General features: G+C 60.2%; 13 protein-coding genes. 3 read left to right on the forward strand and 10 right to left on the reverse strand.

All coding sequences use genetic code 11. The features are described 5' to 3' along the window. The first annotated feature begins 9 nt into the window (after positions 1-9). Complete coding sequence (locus BP26_RS0103550; RefSeq protein WP_157572338.1) at positions 10-741, forward strand: class I SAM-dependent methyltransferase; 732 nt, start codon at positions 10-12, stop codon at positions 739-741. Between the two features lie 69 nt (positions 742-810). Here the strand turns inward: BP26_RS0103550 and BP26_RS0103555 are convergent, their stop codons facing one another. Beyond that, on the reverse strand, positions 811-2,808 hold the full coding sequence (locus tag BP26_RS0103555; protein ID WP_157572339.1) for a hypothetical protein: 1,998 nt from the start codon (positions 2,806-2,808) through the stop codon (positions 811-813). 69 nt (positions 2,809-2,877) lie between these two features. Then, positions 2,878-4,548, reverse strand: a complete 1,671-nt coding sequence (locus BP26_RS0103560; RefSeq protein ID WP_157572340.1) for an ArnT family glycosyltransferase — start codon at positions 4,546-4,548, stop codon at positions 2,878-2,880. Positions 4,549-4,779: 231 nt separating this feature from the next. Between BP26_RS0103560 and BP26_RS0103565 the strand changes: the two genes are divergently transcribed. Next, positions 4,780-5,706, forward strand: a complete 927-nt coding sequence (locus tag BP26_RS0103565; protein ID WP_084182766.1) for a glycosyltransferase family 2 protein — start codon at positions 4,780-4,782, stop codon at positions 5,704-5,706. A 46-nt stretch (positions 5,707-5,752) separates the two neighbouring features. Here BP26_RS0103565 and BP26_RS0103570 read toward each other — a convergent pair whose 3' ends face one another. The 4 genes from BP26_RS0103570 to BP26_RS0103585 form a co-directional block, all read right to left on the reverse strand. Then, entirely contained in the window at positions 5,753-7,288 is a 1,536-nt protein-coding gene (locus tag BP26_RS0103570) for a putative hexosyltransferase (protein ID WP_029919211.1), read from the reverse strand. Between the two features lie 124 nt (positions 7,289-7,412). Further along, positions 7,413-8,951, reverse strand: a complete 1,539-nt coding sequence (locus BP26_RS0103575; RefSeq protein ID WP_029919212.1) for a hypothetical protein — start codon at positions 8,949-8,951, stop codon at positions 7,413-7,415. Positions 8,952-9,069: 118 nt separating this feature from the next. Further along, on the reverse strand, positions 9,070-10,023 hold the full coding sequence (locus BP26_RS0103580; RefSeq protein ID WP_029919213.1) for a UDP-glucuronic acid decarboxylase family protein: 954 nt from the start codon (positions 10,021-10,023) through the stop codon (positions 9,070-9,072). Then, positions 10,024-10,734: a glycosyltransferase family 2 protein gene (locus BP26_RS0103585; RefSeq protein ID WP_211254816.1), complete on the reverse strand. Its 711-nt coding sequence runs from the start codon at positions 10,732-10,734 to the stop codon at positions 10,024-10,026. 46 nt (positions 10,735-10,780) lie between these two features. On the opposite strand from BP26_RS0103585, the gene BP26_RS0103590 reads away from it, so the two are divergent. After that, positions 10,781-11,509 carry a TVP38/TMEM64 family protein gene (locus BP26_RS0103590; protein WP_084182767.1) on the forward strand — a complete coding sequence of 243 codons (729 nt, stop codon included), beginning with the start codon at positions 10,781-10,783 and terminating at the stop codon, positions 11,507-11,509. Positions 11,510-11,516: 7 nt separating this feature from the next. Here BP26_RS0103590 and BP26_RS0103595 read toward each other — a convergent pair whose 3' ends face one another. The 4 genes from BP26_RS0103595 to BP26_RS0103610 all read right to left on the reverse strand — a co-directional run bounded on the left by BP26_RS0103595 (position 11,517) and on the right by BP26_RS0103610 (position 17,435). Next, complete coding sequence (locus BP26_RS0103595; RefSeq protein WP_157572341.1) at positions 11,517-13,457, reverse strand: tetratricopeptide repeat protein; 1,941 nt, start codon at positions 13,455-13,457, stop codon at positions 11,517-11,519. Continuing rightward, on the reverse strand, positions 13,457-15,451 hold the full coding sequence (locus tag BP26_RS0103600; protein ID WP_036516114.1) for a glycosyltransferase family protein: 1,995 nt from the start codon (positions 15,449-15,451) through the stop codon (positions 13,457-13,459). Before BP26_RS0103600 ends, BP26_RS0103595 begins: the two co-directional genes overlap by 1 nt. Before the next feature lie 52 nt (positions 15,452-15,503). Beyond that, a complete protein-coding gene (locus tag BP26_RS0103605) occupies positions 15,504-15,938 on the reverse strand; it encodes a pilin (protein ID WP_029919218.1) in 435 nt (144 codons plus the stop codon). A 183-nt stretch (positions 15,939-16,121) separates the two neighbouring features. Then, positions 16,122-17,435 carry a nucleotide sugar dehydrogenase gene (locus tag BP26_RS0103610; RefSeq protein ID WP_029919219.1) on the reverse strand — a complete coding sequence of 438 codons (1,314 nt, stop codon included), beginning with the start codon at positions 17,433-17,435 and terminating at the stop codon, positions 16,122-16,124. Positions 17,436-17,505 lie beyond the last annotated feature (70 nt).

Raw genomic sequence — 17,505 nt, forward strand, 5'->3', positions numbered from 1 at the left:
AAGGATTTGTTGAACGCGTACTTCAAGAATCTGTATCAAAGGACCATGCGCGAGGCTTATGGAGCGGCGACCGCCGAAATAGCCGCCTCGCTGCGGGGCGGCGGCAACGTGCTGGATTGCGGCGCCAACAGTGGCCGGATGTTCGATGTGCTGGCGCGGGATGCGGGGCTGGTGCCCGAGCGCTACTTTGGCATCGAGTGGGACCCTGAGACCGCGGAAAAAGGGCGGATGCGCGGCCTGCGGATCGATTGCGGGGATCTCAACCGGCCGATGCCATACGAAAGCGATGCATTCTCCTGTGTCTTCGGGCTTTCCCTGCTTGAGCATCTGCTCAATGGTTGCAGGTATATGAAGGAGTGCCACCGGGTGCTGCAGCCCGGCGGGACATTGGTGCTGCTGACGCCGAATATCAGCACTTACTTTACAGCTGCACTGATCCTGCTGGGGAAAATGCCATCAAGCGGGCCGCACCCCGATTCGGATGCGCTAGTGAAAAGGGAGGAACTGTTCAAGGTCAGCAACGATCAGCTTCAACTCGACACCGAGCGAGAGACCTCGCTGCATCGGCATCTGGTCGTATTCAGCTACCGCGTCCTGCTCGACTATCTTAAAATGATCGGGTTCGCCGAAGTTCGGGGACATGGCTTCGGGCTATATCCGTTCCCAAATTTCATGCAACCTATGCTGGAGCGCATCGACCCCTGGCACTGCCACCAGATGGTCTTCATCGCGCGTAAATAAGTTGTTGGCGGTCACAGCAGGGGCGTGGCCGGCGTGGAACAGCCGCCGGCCAGGAAAATCGATACCCGGTTATGGTGGCGAATCCTCGAGTTTCAGCTGCGACTCAATGGACTGCATGAACGAAACGTCACCAGATCGCGGCAGGTCCAGCCTGCAGAATGAAACCTCAATGCCGGAACGATGTTGCAAGCCGCTGCGGTGGCCAGCGCTGATCGTGAATTTCCTGACTCTGCGGCGATCGAGCAAGTCCGCATGTCCGGAGGCGAGCGCGGCCATGCCGGCTCCGGTGTCGATGTAAGGGGAGAGGATCATGCCTTGTCCCGCCATTTCAGGCACCAAGCGGTGCGTCACGGTGCGGCCGTCGGCTAGTTCCGCCGAGATGTGAACGGTTTCCGGCTGGAATAACAAGGACAGCAGGCGCCCTGGCAGGGTCTTGTCGAGCTTGATTCTGACAAACACTGCTCCTTCGAGCGGCGGGACGTCGATTGTCTGGTTCAGTGTCGCGGCAATGACTGTGAATTCGTCGCAGTGGGCGGGACGAAAATCCTCGCGGCGGCGTAGGATTAATAGATTGCCCCGCAATTCGTAGGCGCCATAGCGGGCGAACAGGATCGGCCAGAGCGAGCCTTCGGCGGAGGCTGGCCAGCGGTTGTCGATTGATCCCGGCGAAGCAATCAGGAAATCCGGCGCACGGCTACCCCCAAAGAAAGCCTGATTGAGTTGAATAAGCCCCTCGGTGTAGTCGGAATATTCCTGAATCACCGGACGATTTCGGTAGTCCAATCCATTTGCGATCAGCGCGGCTTGCATCGACGGGATCGTATCGACGGATCCATTCAGCTGCGGGAGGGGATAGAGCAATCTGATTGATTGTAGGGCCTCCCGGTAATCGGCGTTCAGCCGCCGACTCCATCGCTCCGGATTCTCGATCAGGAGAGCAGCCTGCCGGGCGGCTTGCAACGGCCGGTTTAGCAGCCCTTCCTCGCGGCCGTTGGGGGACAGGATGATCGCCGAGCCGAGAACCGTTAGCGAAGCCAGACAGATGATGGTGCGACGCATCGGAAGTCCGACAGAGCGCTCGCCGACGCTGGCGAGGTACAACAGTAGCGCAAGGCCGACGCCGGTCAGGGCGGTGGGAATATGCCAGAGGTCTGCGCGGGAGAAGCCCGCCTTGTAGCTGATGCACGAAAATGCCAGGAAAGTCGACAGGTACAGTGCAGTGCGAATGCGCGCCCCGCCGCGGACGTCCCTCAATGCGTGGTAGGCGATGCCGGCAAGGCAAGCTGAGGCGAAGATCAGGAATAGCGCTTGTACCAGCCAGGTAAGGAGGTTCCAATCTCTGGCCATGGCATCACCATATCCGGCGATGATTTCCATCGACTGCATCAAATATGGGGAGAGCGAGATGAGTTTCTGTCCCGCGGCATGATAGAAGACGGCGAAGGATGCCAGCAAGCAAGCCAGGTATATGGGTGCTTTTCGCTGCAGAAGCAGATCCACATCAGCCGCAAGCAGAACGAACAAGTAGAGCAAGCCATAAGACAGCTTGACCAATACAGCAAGGCCGCCGATCGCCGCCAGGCAACCCAGGAGGGCAGGCGGCGGCCGCTCGCCGGACCGGAAATGGAGAATCGAAAACAGCAGCGGATAGAGAAAGAACTGCGTGTCCTGAACGTACGCGAATGAGACCGATGCGGCGGCCAGAGTTGTGCATGCGTAAAGTGCATGTCGCCGCCGTACGATTGTGAAAATCGACAGCATGGATACTACAAGCAAGAGCAGCCTTGACACAGCTGCGGCGGCAACATGCTCCGGCGCGAACAGGCGGGTGACCAGGTCAAGATAAGGGCCATAGGTGAAAACCACATCCGAACCCCATTGAGCATGGTTCATCGCGGCGCGGCTGAGCAGCAGCATCCAAGAAGGATCGACGCCACTGTCCGGCATGATGAATTGCCAAGGCGCGTTGATCAGAAGGCAAAAGACGGCGAGAGCGGTGTAAAGCATCAGGCGCATGCATCGACCCGCCACAGATGAACCCGGCTCGCGACTAATGTCTTCGGACATCGTGGCTCCCCCCTGATGCAGGCGATTCTTACTTACTTTACCGTTCAGCCCGGTACATTTTCGTGCCGACTATCGTGGCGCATCACCGGCGGCCTCTGGCTTCTGCTCCGGCCGGTAGAGGATAAGGCAGCCGGCTATCACCTGTGCGCGAAGTGCCTGGTTCGCCAGGAGCCGTTCGTTGACTTGATCCGATGTCGGTGGTGTCCGCGATGGGCAGATGACGAAAGCGCCTGGGCTTACACCGCCGAGGAACTGTTCGGGTTCTGTCCAGGTCCGCTGGTAGTCGTAGAACCAGGGGGGCACCGTCAATGCACGTCGTTCTGCGTAGTAAGCGACCTCGCTGCTCCAGTCCAGGCCATAAATGACCACTGGCTCTGTGTATGGCACATGTTCTCGTACGAAATGCGCCACCGCCAGTTTCGGATTCTCGCCAAGTGAAGCCGTCAAAGCAGCTGCGTAGCCGCTGGAGGCGAAGGCGATGACGTTGATGATCGCTGCGGCGGACATGATGAGGACACTGAGGCCGGCGCGCCTGCTGAACTGCGGCAGCCATTCTCCGATAGCGATCGACAAGGCCGCGATCAGGAAGATCACACAGGAAGTTTGATAGTAGTCGTGCACGATCTGCAGATTGGTGAACATCAGCAGCGGCAGCAGGTACAGGCAAAGCGCGGCGATGACGAGCTTTCGTCGGGGGAATGGTGTCGGCCACAGCAGCGCCGCCAGCAATACCGTCCCACCAAGTGCGCTGCCCGCATTTCTGCCGATTCCCCACGCCAGGATCACATCCTTCCACAACTGCGGGGATATGCGTTGCTGCAAAGTTCCGAAATTCCAAGCGCTCAATGCCTGCGAGGTAAGGGATGCGCCGATAGGATTGTGCAGCTTGACTGCGTCGGTGAAATTCACCCACATGGTTCCTATGGTGAGCGGAACGGCGAAAGCCGCTAACGCGGCCAGTAGGTCGTTGGATCCCGGCCGGCGTGTTCGCAACGTGGCCAGCCAAGCCACTCCCAATACGGCAAGCACCGGCAACGCCGTTGTCGCCTTGACGAGCAGAGCCATAGTCATTGCCGCGCACGCGGCTATGGGGGCCAGCCATCCTTTCTCACGGCGCAATATATCGATGGCGAAGGGTATGAACGCCAGCGAGAAGAACAGGGCTGCGGTCTCGATCATGAATGCGCGTCCCCAGAACAGATACTGGGGGCTGGTGAACAGCAGAACGACGAAAGTGGCCCGCGTCAACGGGCTTAGTCCCAGGCGCGTGCCGATCAGGCGGGCCGGTGCCAGGCAGGCAACCAAGAAGGCGAAACTCAACAGCCGGCCGGTAGCATCCAGGGGAAATCCGGTGAGCCGGTAAATCAATGCCACCAAGCCCTGGAACAGAGGAAATTCGAATGGGATATCCCATGGAAATCCTACCACCGGCGTCTCGTAATCCAGGTGGAATCCATCACGGGCAATCCAGAATGCACTCAAGGCCGTTTGCGTCTGCCTGAAGCCGTGCCGTTCCAGTAGTGGTTGCCCGGCGAAGCGGATTGCCAGATAGGTAGCGAAGGCAATGCTTAGAAGCGCAAGGACGCCAGCGATGGAGCGGGCATCCAGACCGGCGGGTCTCTGCGAGTATCGGCGAAGCGCTCCGCTTGAGCACATGGACTTGACGATGAACCCGGATCTGTTGTGACCGAAGGAGGCCGGCGCGGCCGAAAAGACGTAATCCGACGCAGTTGCACCCACTCCAGACAGCCACGACCGCTTGATCGCGACATGCCACCTCATGCGGCGCATACGCGCCGCAAAATGGTGCCGCTTCCCCAGTGAAGACGTGCCGCCAGTTGATTTGCCTCCAACTTTTCAAAGTATATACTGAAATGGCTGCTGTTCCGGTCGCGCGTGGCCCGACGCTCCTGGCGGGTCTGCAACCCACGGCAGCGGGAAATTTCATAAAAATCCTGCATCCGAGAATTCATGAAACAGCCAGTGCTGTCGTCGGCGAACGATGTCGTCGCGTTGATCCTCAACTACCGCACGCCTGCCCGAGTTGCGAGTTGTCTGGCTGCGCTTGAAAGCAATGGCGTGAAACATGCGCTGATTTGGGACAATTCTGCCGACGGAGGCGCCAGTGCGGCCGCGTTGCGCGCGAGCTTGCCGGCCGCCGCCATCCAGGTGCGGATTGTCGAGAGCCCCGACAACCTGGGCTTCGGCACGGGAGTGAATCGCGGCATTGCCGAAGTAGTCCGCTGGCGTGGACAGGTGCCGGTTCTGCTGGTCAACAGCGACGCGCGCGCCGAACCGGAAATGGTGAAAAAGCTCTGGCGAAGACTGGAGCGAGAGAATTTCCACGCGGTCGTCGCACCGATGAGACACGATCAGCCGTCACAAGCCCTTTCCGGGTTCATGCACTACCATCGATTGACTGGACTGATATTCAGCCGGCCGCATCCGGGCACCTTTGCCTATCTGAACGGTTGCTGCCTGTTGATCCCTCCTGATCTTTGCGCCCAGCCGCTGTTCGATGAGGCGTTTTTCTTCTACGGTGACGACTGCGAATTGTCGTGGCGCTTGCGTCGCCTGGGTGTTGTGCTGTGCGAGGAAGCCGGCGCCGAGATCTGGCATGAGGGGAGCGGCAGCAGTATCCGAGGTTCCAGTTTTTACGAGTACCATATAGTACGTTCGCATTTTCTGATGGCGGAGAAAATTTCCACTTCATCCTTGGAGCGGATTGTTTTCCTCCAGGCGCGCCTGGTGACCTTCGCACTTCGCGCGGGACTGCGGGCGCTCAGGCAGCGATCCTCCATTCCGTTACGTGCGTACAGCCATGCCTTGTGCGATCACCTCGCCGGACTGCCGGCCGCCCGTTGGCAACCGGCCGGCGGTAAGCCGGGCAGGGGCTGAAGCTGGAGCCCGGTTCCACGCGGTGGAATCACGGTTGCCGCAACGATTAATCCAGCCGTGCAAGCATGCTTGTCAATTTGAACCTGTTGCCGGAATCGTCGGGGATGGTGTTGTAAAAAACCACATTGAGCTTCTCCCCCAGCCGCGGCATCGGGAACATGGGTGTCGGATAGCGCCCGTCTGCCGATGACATGCCGAACGCGAAATGGCACCCGTGTGCGCGAAGCTGGCGGCCGAAGTACGGGTCGGGCACCGAATTGAGTGGTGGAAAATAGCTGCGGCGACGTCCGAAATAGTTGATCAGGTCGGGGCGGGTGGCGATCACACAGTCGCCTGCCGGCACGTCTTCGGCGATGCGGCGCATCGAGTTGATCATGGCCGTCTGGATGCTGACCATGTCCCAGGCGTGATCCGCATCCTGGCCATACCACGACACAAACGTTCTCGCTTCCGGCAGGTCCGTAAAGGATGCGGAACGATAGCGATCCGAGGCGAGTGAAAAAGCGGGAAGCAGCATCAGGAGAATCGACGCCGCCAGGACGACAGTCGGCAATTGCGGTACACGAGCAGTTGCGGTCTTGTCGCTCCACTCGGAAACGGCCAGGACGGGTTGGGCGATCAGGAGCGGGACCAGCACCCATAAGAAGCGTTGCGCTTCCTCCGGATAAGGCCAGATCAGAAGTATGGCGAGGTTCGATCCGATATAGATTGCATCCGGCTTGAGTCTGATGGTCCGCCACGATGCTCCGGCAAGACACAATAGGCCCAGCACATAAGCGATCGGCCTAAGTTGCATGTGGAGCAGGAAGTTGCCTGCGAAACCTTTTTGCAACGCCGGCAATTCCTTGGCCAGCTGTGAGCGCAGGGTGCTCAGCCCATCACCGCTGTAAATCAGGGCGAGTGCGTCGGTATAGCTGACCCGGGAGCGGTGCAACAGATACCAGATCAGTACCGGCAGCAAGGAGGCAAGGAGTGCCACTAGGGCTTGACGTTTGGGCGTGCGCAGCAGGGCCAGCAGCAGGGGGGCAAAAAGAGAAATGCCGATGGCGCGGGTCAATGTCGCCAGCGCGATGAAGATGGCGGCGCCGTAGAGCGCATTGATCGCACGGCTTCTCTGGTAGACGGCCAGCAGTGTGACGGCCAGCAGACTCCACATCAGGTAAAGGTATTCTGATTGCACGGTCAGGCCGGCGAGCCAGCTGCCCGGCAGCGCCGCGAACAGCAATACCAACAGGGTCGCCTGCGCCGACGACATGCCCTCGAGGACCAGCCAGGTATAGAACGCCAGCAGCGCGAAAATCAGGCAGCTGGTGGTGACGGTGTGTACCAGTTGAAAGTCATCGGCGGCGTGGCACCACGCAAGTAGCAGCGGATACAACGGGGGAAAGCGGCTGTAGGTCGCCGTGTCGGCATACACCGGATCACCCGTAGGCCCGTGCGCATAGTGATTTGCCATCATCAGGTAGCTTGGGCCGTCCGTGCCCAACTGGCCAACCCCGGCGTTCCAGCTCCAGATGAAATAGAGCGGAGCCAGCAAAAGCAACAGCGCGACAATCGCTGCGTGGCGTCTCAGGACGATCATGTGCACCGCGACAGTCTTTCTGGGTTGATTAAGTAGAAGGGGGCATGAGCGACCGCCGCCGGCGGTGTGCGCCGCGAAGCCCGGCACGATTGATTCATGTGTCCGCCCTCCTGCCGGCTATCCATCATTTGCGAGGCCCGATTTCCACCAGGGCTGCATACACATGGAACTGCTCTTCCCGGTCGCTCTTTGCCACGAGCAGTGGTTGCGCTCTTTCCTTCAGGCGCTCTATTGGGTAAAGCGGTTGGCTGATGGTCGGCGTCGTGATCGGGAATAAATAGGCGAATCGGCATTGCCCAATGTCTCGGTCGAACTGCTCATCATTGCTTGCGGGTGCGGGTGGCGTGTAACTGGGGCGGTCGGAGTAGAGGGCCACGATGGAGGGTTTGATCGCGAAAACGCAATCCCCGTCCGGAACCAGGCTGCCGATCTGCTTGAGACCGTTCAGGGTGCCGACGAAGATTTGGGAAATCCTCAATGCCCTTTGCCGGTCATCGCCGTACCAGTCTTCGGTATGCCGGGCCACTGCCATCTCTTCCGGCAGGGGTTGCTGAAACCGCTGCGCGGTCAGGATCAGCGACGGCAGTATCACGATCACCGTCGCACCGAGCCAAAGCCCGGATGGAAGCGACAGGTTTGCATTGCGGCGACTGTTCGCCAGTGATCTGATCAACAATGCTCCCTGTGCCAGCAGCAGCGGCGTGATCACCAGGAAAAGACGCCGCGCTTCCGCTGGATAAGGCCAGATGAAGAGCAGGACGCTGTAAATGGCGACGTAGATCGCGTCGATACGCAGCATGGCCAGGCGCCTCATCCAGCCGAGCAGGCAAACTGCACCGATCACCCAGACCAGCCAGTGGAGGACGGCATTTTGTCCATCGGCCAGCCATGCCTGGGGCCATGCCAGCAACAGGCGCCGGCCCTCTGTTGTGATTTGGCTGACGAAGACCCCGAATGGATCGCCGCTATAGGAGTCGCGCATCTGCGACAGGTAGCGGTTGACCCCGGCCTGGTGGAGACGGCTCCAGGCGGACCAGATTGCAAACGGTGTGCTGCCTGCCACTACCAGCCACCGCCAGTTGCGTGGCCTCACCACGACCAGGCGCACCACCAGCGCAGCCAGCAGCGGCAACGCAGCCGCACGCACCAAAGTGGCGGTCGCTACGGCCGCTGCCGCGCCCCACCACAGTTCGGGGCGTTGCCCGCCTTCTTTCTCCGCCCGGACCTCGAGAGCGATCGTCAGGAGGCTCAGCAACAGATAGAGGGGTTCGCTCCAGATGTTCAGTGACTGCAAATAGGTTCCGGGCATGAGCGCAAATACCAGGCAGGTTGCGGCCGCGGCTCCGGTGCCGAGACCCTCGGCGCGCAACCAAGCATACAGGCAGAGTGTCGCACCGAGCAGCGACACGACCACCAGAAGGTGGCCCGCCAGCATGCTGCCGCCGAATAGGCCGATCAGGAGCGGAAACAAGGGGGGATACACCATCTCATGCGTAAACGTGGCGAAAACCGGCGAACTCGGCCAGAACGGCGAAAAGTGACGAGCGGCCAGCATGTAGACTGAACTGTCGCCGGCGAAATCCGAAATTTCGTCCGACCATCCCCAGGCCAGGTAAACGGCGCTCAGGCAGGCGAACGCCGCCAGTAGTGACAGGCGAGCCACTGTCGGGGTGCAATCGCACCGTGAGGCGGAATTTTTCGTCAGGCTGCTGGCCGCCGCTATCTTGCCCTCGCCGGCAATATCCTTCTTCGAAATAGTCAGGCCACGCTCCGGGCAGCGATCATTGGGCGAGCAGGCTGCGAAAATACGCGACTGTCGGCCTGAGTCCCTGTTCGAGGGACACTTCAGGATGCCAGCGCAGGGCTTCGCCCGCGAGCGTGATGTCGGGGCGGCGCTGCCGAGGATCATCCCCCGGCAGGGGCCGGAATTCGATCGCGGACGCGGATTGCGTCATCGACAGAACTTTCTCGGCCAACTGCTTGATGGTGAACTCCGCAGGATTACCGAGATTGACCGGACCGGTCAATGTATCGGGGCTTTCCATCAGCTTGATCAGGCCATCGACCAAGTCATCGACATAGCAGAAGGCCCGGGTTTGGCTTCCGTCCCCGTAGATCGTGATGGGTTCACCCTGAATGGCTTGAACGATGAAGTTCGACACCACTCGGCCGTCGTCCGGGCGCATTTTCGGGCCGTAGGTATTGAAAATCCGGGCGACTTTGATTTGCAGCTTATGCTGCCGGTGATAGTCGAAAAAAAGTGTTTCGGCGCAGCGCTTGCCTTCGTCGTAGCACGAGCGAATGCCAATCGGGTTGACCCGTCCCCAGTAGCTTTCCCGCTGCGGATGTTCTTCGGGGTCGCCATAAACTTCGCTGGTCGATGCCTGAAGGATTTTGGCCTTGGTGCGCCTGGCCAGGCCCAGCATGTTGATTGCGCCATGCACGCAGACCTTGGTGGTCTGCACCGGATCGAACTGATAGTGAACCGGAGAGGCGGGGCAGGCGAGGTTGTAGATCTCGTCGACCTCCACATAAAGAGGAAAGGTCACGTCATGCCGCAGCACTTCGAAGTAGGGATGTTCCAGCAGGCCGACGATATTCTCCCGAGTCCCGGTGAAGAAGTTGTCGACGCATAGCACCTCGTGGCCCATGCCGAGCAGCCGTTCACACAGGTGGGAGCCAATGAAGCCGGCGCCCCCGGTGACCAGCACTTTCTTTTTCAACAGGTTTGCCATCTATTCCTTCATCCACCAGTACTTGATGATGCAGTAGATGGCGCGAAAGCCATCGCGCCAGTTGATCTTCTTGCCTTCGGCATAGGTTCTGCCGTAGTAGGAAACACCGACTTCGTAAATTCTTATGCCGGGAATTTTCGCGATCTTGGCCGTTACTTCCGGTTCGAAACCGAAGCGCTGCTCTTTCAGTCTAATGCTTTTCAGAATTTCTGCCCGGAACAGCTTGTAGCAGGTTTCCATATCGGACAGGTTGATGTTGGTGAACATGTTGCTGGCGAGCGTGAGCAGCCGATTGCCCACCGAATGCCAGAAATAAAGCACCCGGTGGGAATCCCCGCCCACGAAGCGGCTGCCATAGACTACGTCCGCTTTGTCCTCGAGAATCGGCTGCAGGAGCTTGCGGAACTCGCGCGGATCGTACTCTAGGTCCGCGTCCTGAACGATGATAAAGTCTCCACTGGCATGTGCGAATCCGGTCTGCAGGGCGGCGCCTTTGCCGCGATTCTTCTCGTGCAGCAGCAGTTGGTGAATAAGCGGGCGGAGGGGGCCCTGGAGCAGGTCGCGTGTGCCGTCGGTGGAGCAGTCGTCCACCACGATGATCTCGAGGCGCAGCCCAGGGTCCGAGGCGCGCAGGGCCCTTACGGCCTTTTCAATGGTCCGCAGTTCGTTATAGCAAGGCACAACTACGGACAGCGTCCTCGTATCTTCCACGACTCACCCCAAAATTTACTCGCAAACTCAGTGAGTTGCGGATTTTATGAAAGAATATCCCGTTAAAACGATCGCCACGCTTATATTCGGCGCAATCCTGCTCGGAGGATTCGCGGCGCTGCTTTTGGTGACTTATGGCGCCGGTCCCCAAGCACTTTTCGAGCGCGCTATTACATTTTATTCCTTCGCCCGGAATCATGCTTGGATGCTGTTGGGGCTTTATGTCTTGCGCCTGCTGTTCTTTCTTCCGGCCAGTTTCGTCCTTTTCCTGACCGGAATGATCTGCGGAACGGCGCTCGGCGAATTGATCGCCGTGGTCGGCCTCACCCTGAGCGGCTCCCTCGAGTTCCTGGTGGTGCGCAGTTCGTTTTCCGCGATACTTTCCCGTTCTCCCGGCAAGCTGCTGCTGGGCTGGCACGAGCGCGTCAATCGCGCTCCGTTCCATTCCATTTTGCTGATGCGTGTCTGCTTTGTCCCATTCGACGCGGTCAATATCGCTGCGGCGCTGGCGCGCGCGCCCTTCAGGCCTTTCGTCCTGGCCACCGCCCTTGGCATCGCGCCGACGTCGCTGCCTATCGTCATTTCAGGTGCCTCGGTAAATTTCCAGACCTGGGCTGCAAGCGGTCGCTTCTGGCCGGGCGAAGGAGCGGTCAACTGGCAGTATTTGCTGCTGTCGTTCGGCCTGATGCTGATGATCGTGCTGCATGCGCGCCGGCGTGCGCGGTTGAATCCGCGGAACGGGACGAGCCAGCCGATGACAGATTTGCCGGAGTAGATTCGATTCAGGATGCGCCGGCGGCTTTTACGGATGAAGGGCCTGCTTCGATCATTCGCTTGAGTTTCTCGACTTCGGTGCGTTCCAGCGGCGGCAGATCCTCGCTGGCCAGGCCATCGAGCAGATCCGCCGCTGCCCCGCGTTCTCCCTGAAGGATCAGGATATTGGTCAGCTCCATCCGATAGCTGAAGCTGTGGGGAGATTGGGCGAGCGCGTCCCGAAGCATGTTTGCCGCCAGGGCATAGTCACCAAGCTGATTGGCTGCAAAAGCGCCATAAGTGGCGAGTAGCTTGGGATCGGCTTGCGGGTGGTTCAGCGCCGCAAGAAATGCGGTCAACAGCAGAGGAGTGTCGGGCGCGCAATTCCCGGTGCGCTGGCAGTTGGCCAACGAGGTCAGAGCCCCGATATCCTCGCTGGACGGAGGGCGTTCGCCGAGCCGGTTGGTCAACTCGCTCCACCATTGCATTTTGACCTCGCGATGCGCATGGCTGGCGACGACGATCAACGCCGCCAACGGCGGCGCACCCGCCCCGGGCAGCGCGGCGGCTGATTCGAAGGCATGCAAAGCCGGCTCAATGAGCTTTGAATCAGTCCGATATCCGGACGTAACGGTCAACACCCTTCCCAATTCATAGTTTGCGCGGGGAGAAGCGGGGTGGATTTCAGCCTCGGCATAGGCGAACTGTATTGGATTGCCCCATTCCTGAGCGCGAAGGAAAGTCGAAGCGGAGAAGGCGGCCAGGGCCAGAAGTGGTAGAGCCCATCTAACCAGTTTGTAGTAGTCCGGAATTTCCGCCAGCAGCGCACCGGCAGCCAGCAGCAGGCCGATGCTGGCGAAATAGTTACGATGCTCGAATACCAGTTCCAGCGGAATGATCGTTGCTGTGAGCAGATGTGCCGCAAAATACCAGGCGATGCCGAGCGCTAGCAGCGGCAGCTTGCGCCTGAGGGAAATTGCGGTGGCGCCTGCGGCGGCGAGTAGCGCGGCGCAACCCAGGGTCGCCGGCGGGGCAAGCCATCCCCGCGATACGGAGATGTCGTCATGGTAAAAACTCAGGGAGGCCGGGTGCGGGAACAGCGTCCACACCGCATAGTCGACCAGGACTCTTGCTTCGGTAAGTAATCGCTGTGCCAACGTAAAGGGGCGCGCGGCATAGGCACCGGGGGAAAGGACGCGCGGTAGCAGCCAGATCAGGCCTACTGTCGCAGGGATGAACAATACAAAGCCGAAAATCGACCACAGCTTTCGCCGGCCGGCCGAATCCCGAGCGTCAAAATGCAGGATCGTCAGTTCGATCAGCAGGGCATAGAGCGGCAGCAAAACCGCCGATTCCTTGCACAGGCCGCCGAAGATCGCTCCGAATACCAACCCGCTGGCGGCAAATAGGGCGCCGAAGCGACTTGCGCCGTCGAGCATCCGCCGCCGTCCGTTCAGATATAGCCACAGTCCTGCCAGCACAAACATCTGTGCCATGCTTTCCATACGCTGCACCACGTACAGTACCGAGCTGAGATTGATCGGTGTCACCAGCCATGCGCTGGTCACTCCCAGAGACAGCCATCGAATACGGGATGCGGCGAGTGGCTGTGCGCGGCGTTCGTTATAAAGTCCGAGCAAGCACAGCAGCACGTAGAACAACAGCGCCCCGTTCAGCAAGTGAATGAACAGGTTGGTCAATTTCATCGGCAAGGGGGCTGCGCCGGTGAAGAAATAGTTTGCGGCAAAACTCAGCATTGCCAGGGGACGGCGCAATTCCCGAGAGGGGGAGGCCAATGCCGCCTGCCGCCATTCGCGCCAATCGAGCGTGCCGACGTGGACATCGGAGTTGTCCGTGATATTGGGAAAATCGTCGAACAGATAGCCGCCGGAAAGGCCCGGCCAATACAAGACGGCCGTCAGTGCAAGCGCGGCAATCAAACCCGGAAGCGGATTCCCAGATCGCTTCATCAGCGGCCGGGCGCTGTCGGTTGTGTCCCCTCGGGGAGGGGCGATGCATTGGCGTCAATCCGCAGCTGGTTTTCGAGGCCGGCAAATTCGCTGGTCCAGTAGCCTTCATGTCCAAGCAGCCACAAATGGAGGGCGGCCATGCCATGCAGCCCCCTGTCAGCGGGCGGAAGCGTTCTGTAATAGTCGAGATGCTTCAATCCGTGAGCGGGAAACCCGGCGGCGCCGAGCAAAGCTGCCTGCAGCAGGGCCCCGTCGGGGGTCGGAAAGGCGGAGAGTCCCTCGTTGAAGTTGCGCAGGGCGCTTTCGCCGTCGCCGCGTCCCAGTGCAAGCCGGCCCCGCAGCTGCCGTATCTGGGTGAAGTGCGATGGCCCATCGCCGTAATTCCGATTTCTGTTAACCGCTTCCGTCATCGTTCCCAATACCTGCAGGTCCAGGCCCTGGCAACGGCGTTGCGCCGCCAGATCGATCGCGCCCGTCAGCCAGTGCTGGACGAATTCCGTATTGGTGCGATTGTGCTCAAGTGAATAGAGCGCGGCGTTCCTGGCCTTGGAACTCACTACCCCAAGGGCGCATTCGGCGTCGATCCAGTTCAGCGTCAGCTGAACCTCATCCGGCATTTTGGCGGATGCGGTTTCGAGCCGGTGTACCGCCGCATCGGCTGCGCCTTGCGCGAGTTCGTAGGATGCGGCATTGGCCTGGGCCCGCGGAGAATCCGGGTCCATCTGTGCCAGAAGCAGGGCTTGTTGAAAGGGTTGACCCCATACGCCGGCACGCGCGTGGGAGAGTACTGCCAGCATCGCAGGGAGCAAGACGGCCAGGCCATAGCGCAAGCTGCGTAAGCTGCCTTCCCCGGTCAGCCAGATGGCGAGCGGCCAGAATAACGGCAGCGCCGGAAGATAATTCCGGTGCTCGAAATAGAGTTCCAGCGGGATCAGCGTGCTTTCCAGCAACATCCCCGCGAAATAAAACAGGATGGCAAAGGCAAGCGCTGGATGTTTGCGGCGGGCACGGCAGCCGAGAACGATCAGTGCGGCGACCGCGCCCAGTGCGGGCAAGGTCGACCAGGGGTGGAACAGGTCGATCGAGGCGCGATACCCGTCGTTGAACAGGCTGGCCCCGCTTGCCCGGGGAATCCACAGCTGCATCAGGTAGTCGCACAATACGCGGGGTTCGGTGATGAGGCGTTGGCCGATGGTCCAGGGACGCGAATAGGTCTCGCCGGAAAAGATGCCTGGTATTTTAGTGAGCAACCACAGGACCAGCAGCCCGCTAGGGAGCCCAAGCAGCCAGCGGCGAAGCCGGTAGAAGCGGACATTCAAAGCCGTGTCGGTTTGCTCGCCGCGACCGGAAGCCAGTACCGTCCATTCCATCGTGAGCAGCAGCAGCGGCAGGAGTATGCCGTTGGCTTTGCACAATAAGGCCAGTGCGGTGCAACCCCAGGCCGCGAAGGTCAGCAGCAAAATTCCGTTGCGCTGTCCCTTGAAGAAGTGTTCACGGCCAGACAGCCACAGCAGGGTGCCGATCAAGGTGAAGGTGGCCGGCAGCATGGCTTCCCGCTGCACCACATAGAGCGTGGTGGATACCAGGAATGGGTGCAGCATCCACAAGGCGGCGCCGATCAGGGCGACAAATTCGGCCCGGGTGCGCTGCAGTCCGATGTACATCCCAAGCTTCAGGAGTGTCACGCTCAGCAGCAGGCCATTGAACAGGTGCAGCAGGATATTGGTGCGTTTGAACCCCGCGGGGTCGGCGGGCCAGTCCCTGGCGTCGATCAGGAAGCTGAGCAGCGATAGCGGCCGTCCGGTCGGATCGGCGTTGCCCGAAGTCAGGTAGAACAGCAGTGAGCGAAGGTTATGGACTCCTCCATAGGTTCCGATCTTGTCGAGGTTGTTGAAATCGTCGAACAGGAACGTACCGCCGAGGCCCGGAGCATAAGCCCACCAGCTGACGGCCAGCAGTGCTACCAGACTCAGGGAAGTAAATGGTTTGGACATAAAAAAGGGCCGCACGAAGCGGCCCTTTAATGTTAACTGCTTGAATCGAATATTACTTGCGGCAAACGGCCGGGCGATACTTGGCGACCACGCTGCCCGCGGTGCACTGCCAGGCGATGGAGCCGGCGGTGGCGGTGGTGATGGCGGAATAGATCAGCGTACTGCCGTTGACCTTGCTGTTCACCTGGTTGCCGTAGGTCACGGTGATGATGCCCGTCGTGATGTTCACGGTGCTGACGTACTTGCCGCTGATCGAGGCAGAGGTTTCCACGCCGGCGCTGGCGTTGTTGGCCGGGAAGTAGCCCTTGTTGTTGTAGAACTCGGCAAGGGCGGTCTTCTGGCCGTCGGCCAGCACGGCGCCTTCAGACACCTGCGAGCGGATGGTGTAGTCCTGGTAGGCCGGGATGGCGATGGCGGCCAGGATGCCGATGATCGCGACCACGATCATCAATTCGATGAGGGTAAAGCCCTGTTGAACCTTCTTCATGTTCCTTCACTCCGTTAACGGTTGATTAAAAGTTATACGCGGCCGTCGCCGCAGATAAGGGGAAGCAGGCTTCGTGCCGATGTAAAATGTTAATAAAAACAATTGCTTGAACTTTAGTCTTGGAGCACTTTGCGCATCATCTGTCCAGGCATATCGGCGTAAAGTGACGCAATTTGTCAGTCACTAGGCGCGTACGACGTTCGGTAGCGGCTGGCGATAGACGCCGCGTGTATCGATCACGGTTGAAGCGTGCCGCGCGATGGCGGCGTAGTCGAACGCATCATGATCCGCCGCCACGATCACCGCATCGCATCCGGCCAGCCGCTCCGGCGTGACCGCAACGCTGCTCAGCTCAATATGCCCGCGCCGCAGCGGCGGAATCGCCGGAATATGCGGATCGCTGTATTCCACCTCCGCCCCGAGTTGCTGAAACCGTTCCACCAGTTCCAGCGCCGGGGACTCGCGCAGGTCGTCCACATTTTTCTTGTAGGCGATGCCGAGTATCAGGATCTTCGAGCCGCGCACCGCCTTGCCCCGTGCATTGAGCGCATCGATGGTCTTGCGTACCACCCATTCCGGCATAGCGTGATTGATCTCGCCAGCCAGTTCGATGAAGCGGGTGTGTACCCCGTACTCGCGCGCTTTCCAGGTCAGGTAGAACGGGTCGATGGGGATGCAATGACCGCCCAGGCCAGGGCCCGGATAGTAGGGAACGAAGCCGAAGGGCTTGGTTGCTGCGGCGTCGATCACCTCGAAGATGTCGATGCCCATGCGGTCGGCCACCATCTTCAGCTCGTTGACCAGGCCGATGTTCACGGCGCGGTGGATGTTCTCCAGCAGCTTGGCCAGTTCCGCCACCTGGGTCGAGCTCACCGGCACCACCCGGTCCACCGCCACTGCGTACAGCGCCTCGCCCACGGCGCGGCAGAGCGGGGTGCTGCCGCCCACCAGCTTGGGGATGTTGCGCGTGTCGTACTTCTTGTTGCCGGGATCCTGCCGCTCCGGCGAGTAGACCAGGAACAGGTCTTCACCCACCTTCAGCCCGTTGCTTTCCAGCACCGGCCGCAGCTCTTCCTCGGTGGTGCCGGGGTAGGTGGTACTTTCCAGCGAAACGATCTGCCCCGGGCGCAAGTGGCGGCTCAACTCGCGCGCGGTATCCAGCACGTAGCTCAGGTCCGGCTCGCGGTGGCGGTTGAGCGGGGTGGGAACGCAGATGATCAGGGCATCGGCATCCCGGCAGCCGCCGAAGTCGGTGGTGGCCGTGAACCCGGCGGCGTAGGCCGCCGTGATGGCCGCGTCCGGGATGTAGTTGATGTAGCTCTGTCCGGCCGCCAGCTTGCGCGGCTTTTCCGGATCGATGTCGAAGCCGATCACCCGCACCCCGGCCTCGGCAAAGCGCAGGGCCAGCGGCAGGCCGACATAGCCGAGGCCGACCACGCCTACCGTGGCCTGTCGCGAGCGGAAGCCCTCCAGCAACGTCTGGGCGTGACTATTCATTGAATTTTCTTGGATTTCCCGGGTATCGCGGGTCGCTGCGGACGGGCAGGAGACCCCCGTGGTTGCTACA

It is taken from the genome of Nevskia soli DSM 19509, assembly GCF_000711955.1.
GTDB classification, from domain to species: domain Bacteria; phylum Pseudomonadota; class Gammaproteobacteria; order Nevskiales; family Nevskiaceae; genus Nevskia; species Nevskia soli.

Coding starts and splice junctions, on each gene's coding strand:
- BP26_RS0103595 (WP_157572341.1), bottom strand. CDS start 13,457: ATGAAGCGATCTGGGAATCCGCTTCCGGGTTTGATTGCCGCGCTTGCA.
- BP26_RS0103565 (WP_084182766.1), top strand. CDS start 4,780: ATGAAACAGCCAGTGCTGTCGTCGGCGAACGATGTCGTCGCGTTGATC.
- BP26_RS0103555 (WP_157572339.1), bottom strand. CDS start 2,808: ATGTCCGAAGACATTAGTCGCGAGCCGGGTTCATCTGTGGCGGGTCGA.
- BP26_RS0103605 (WP_029919218.1), bottom strand. CDS start 15,938: ATGAAGAAGGTTCAACAGGGCTTTACCCTCATCGAATTGATGATCGTG.
- BP26_RS0103570 (WP_029919211.1), bottom strand. CDS start 7,288: ATGATCGTCCTGAGACGCCACGCAGCGATTGTCGCGCTGTTGCTTTTG.
- BP26_RS0103580 (WP_029919213.1), bottom strand. CDS start 10,023: ATGGCAAACCTGTTGAAAAAGAAAGTGCTGGTCACCGGGGGCGCCGGC.
- BP26_RS0103590 (WP_084182767.1), top strand. CDS start 10,781: ATGAAAGAATATCCCGTTAAAACGATCGCCACGCTTATATTCGGCGCA.
- BP26_RS0103600 (WP_036516114.1), bottom strand. CDS start 15,451: ATGTCCAAACCATTTACTTCCCTGAGTCTGGTAGCACTGCTGGCCGTC.
- BP26_RS0103610 (WP_029919219.1), bottom strand. CDS start 17,435: ATGAATAGTCACGCCCAGACGTTGCTGGAGGGCTTCCGCTCGCGACAG.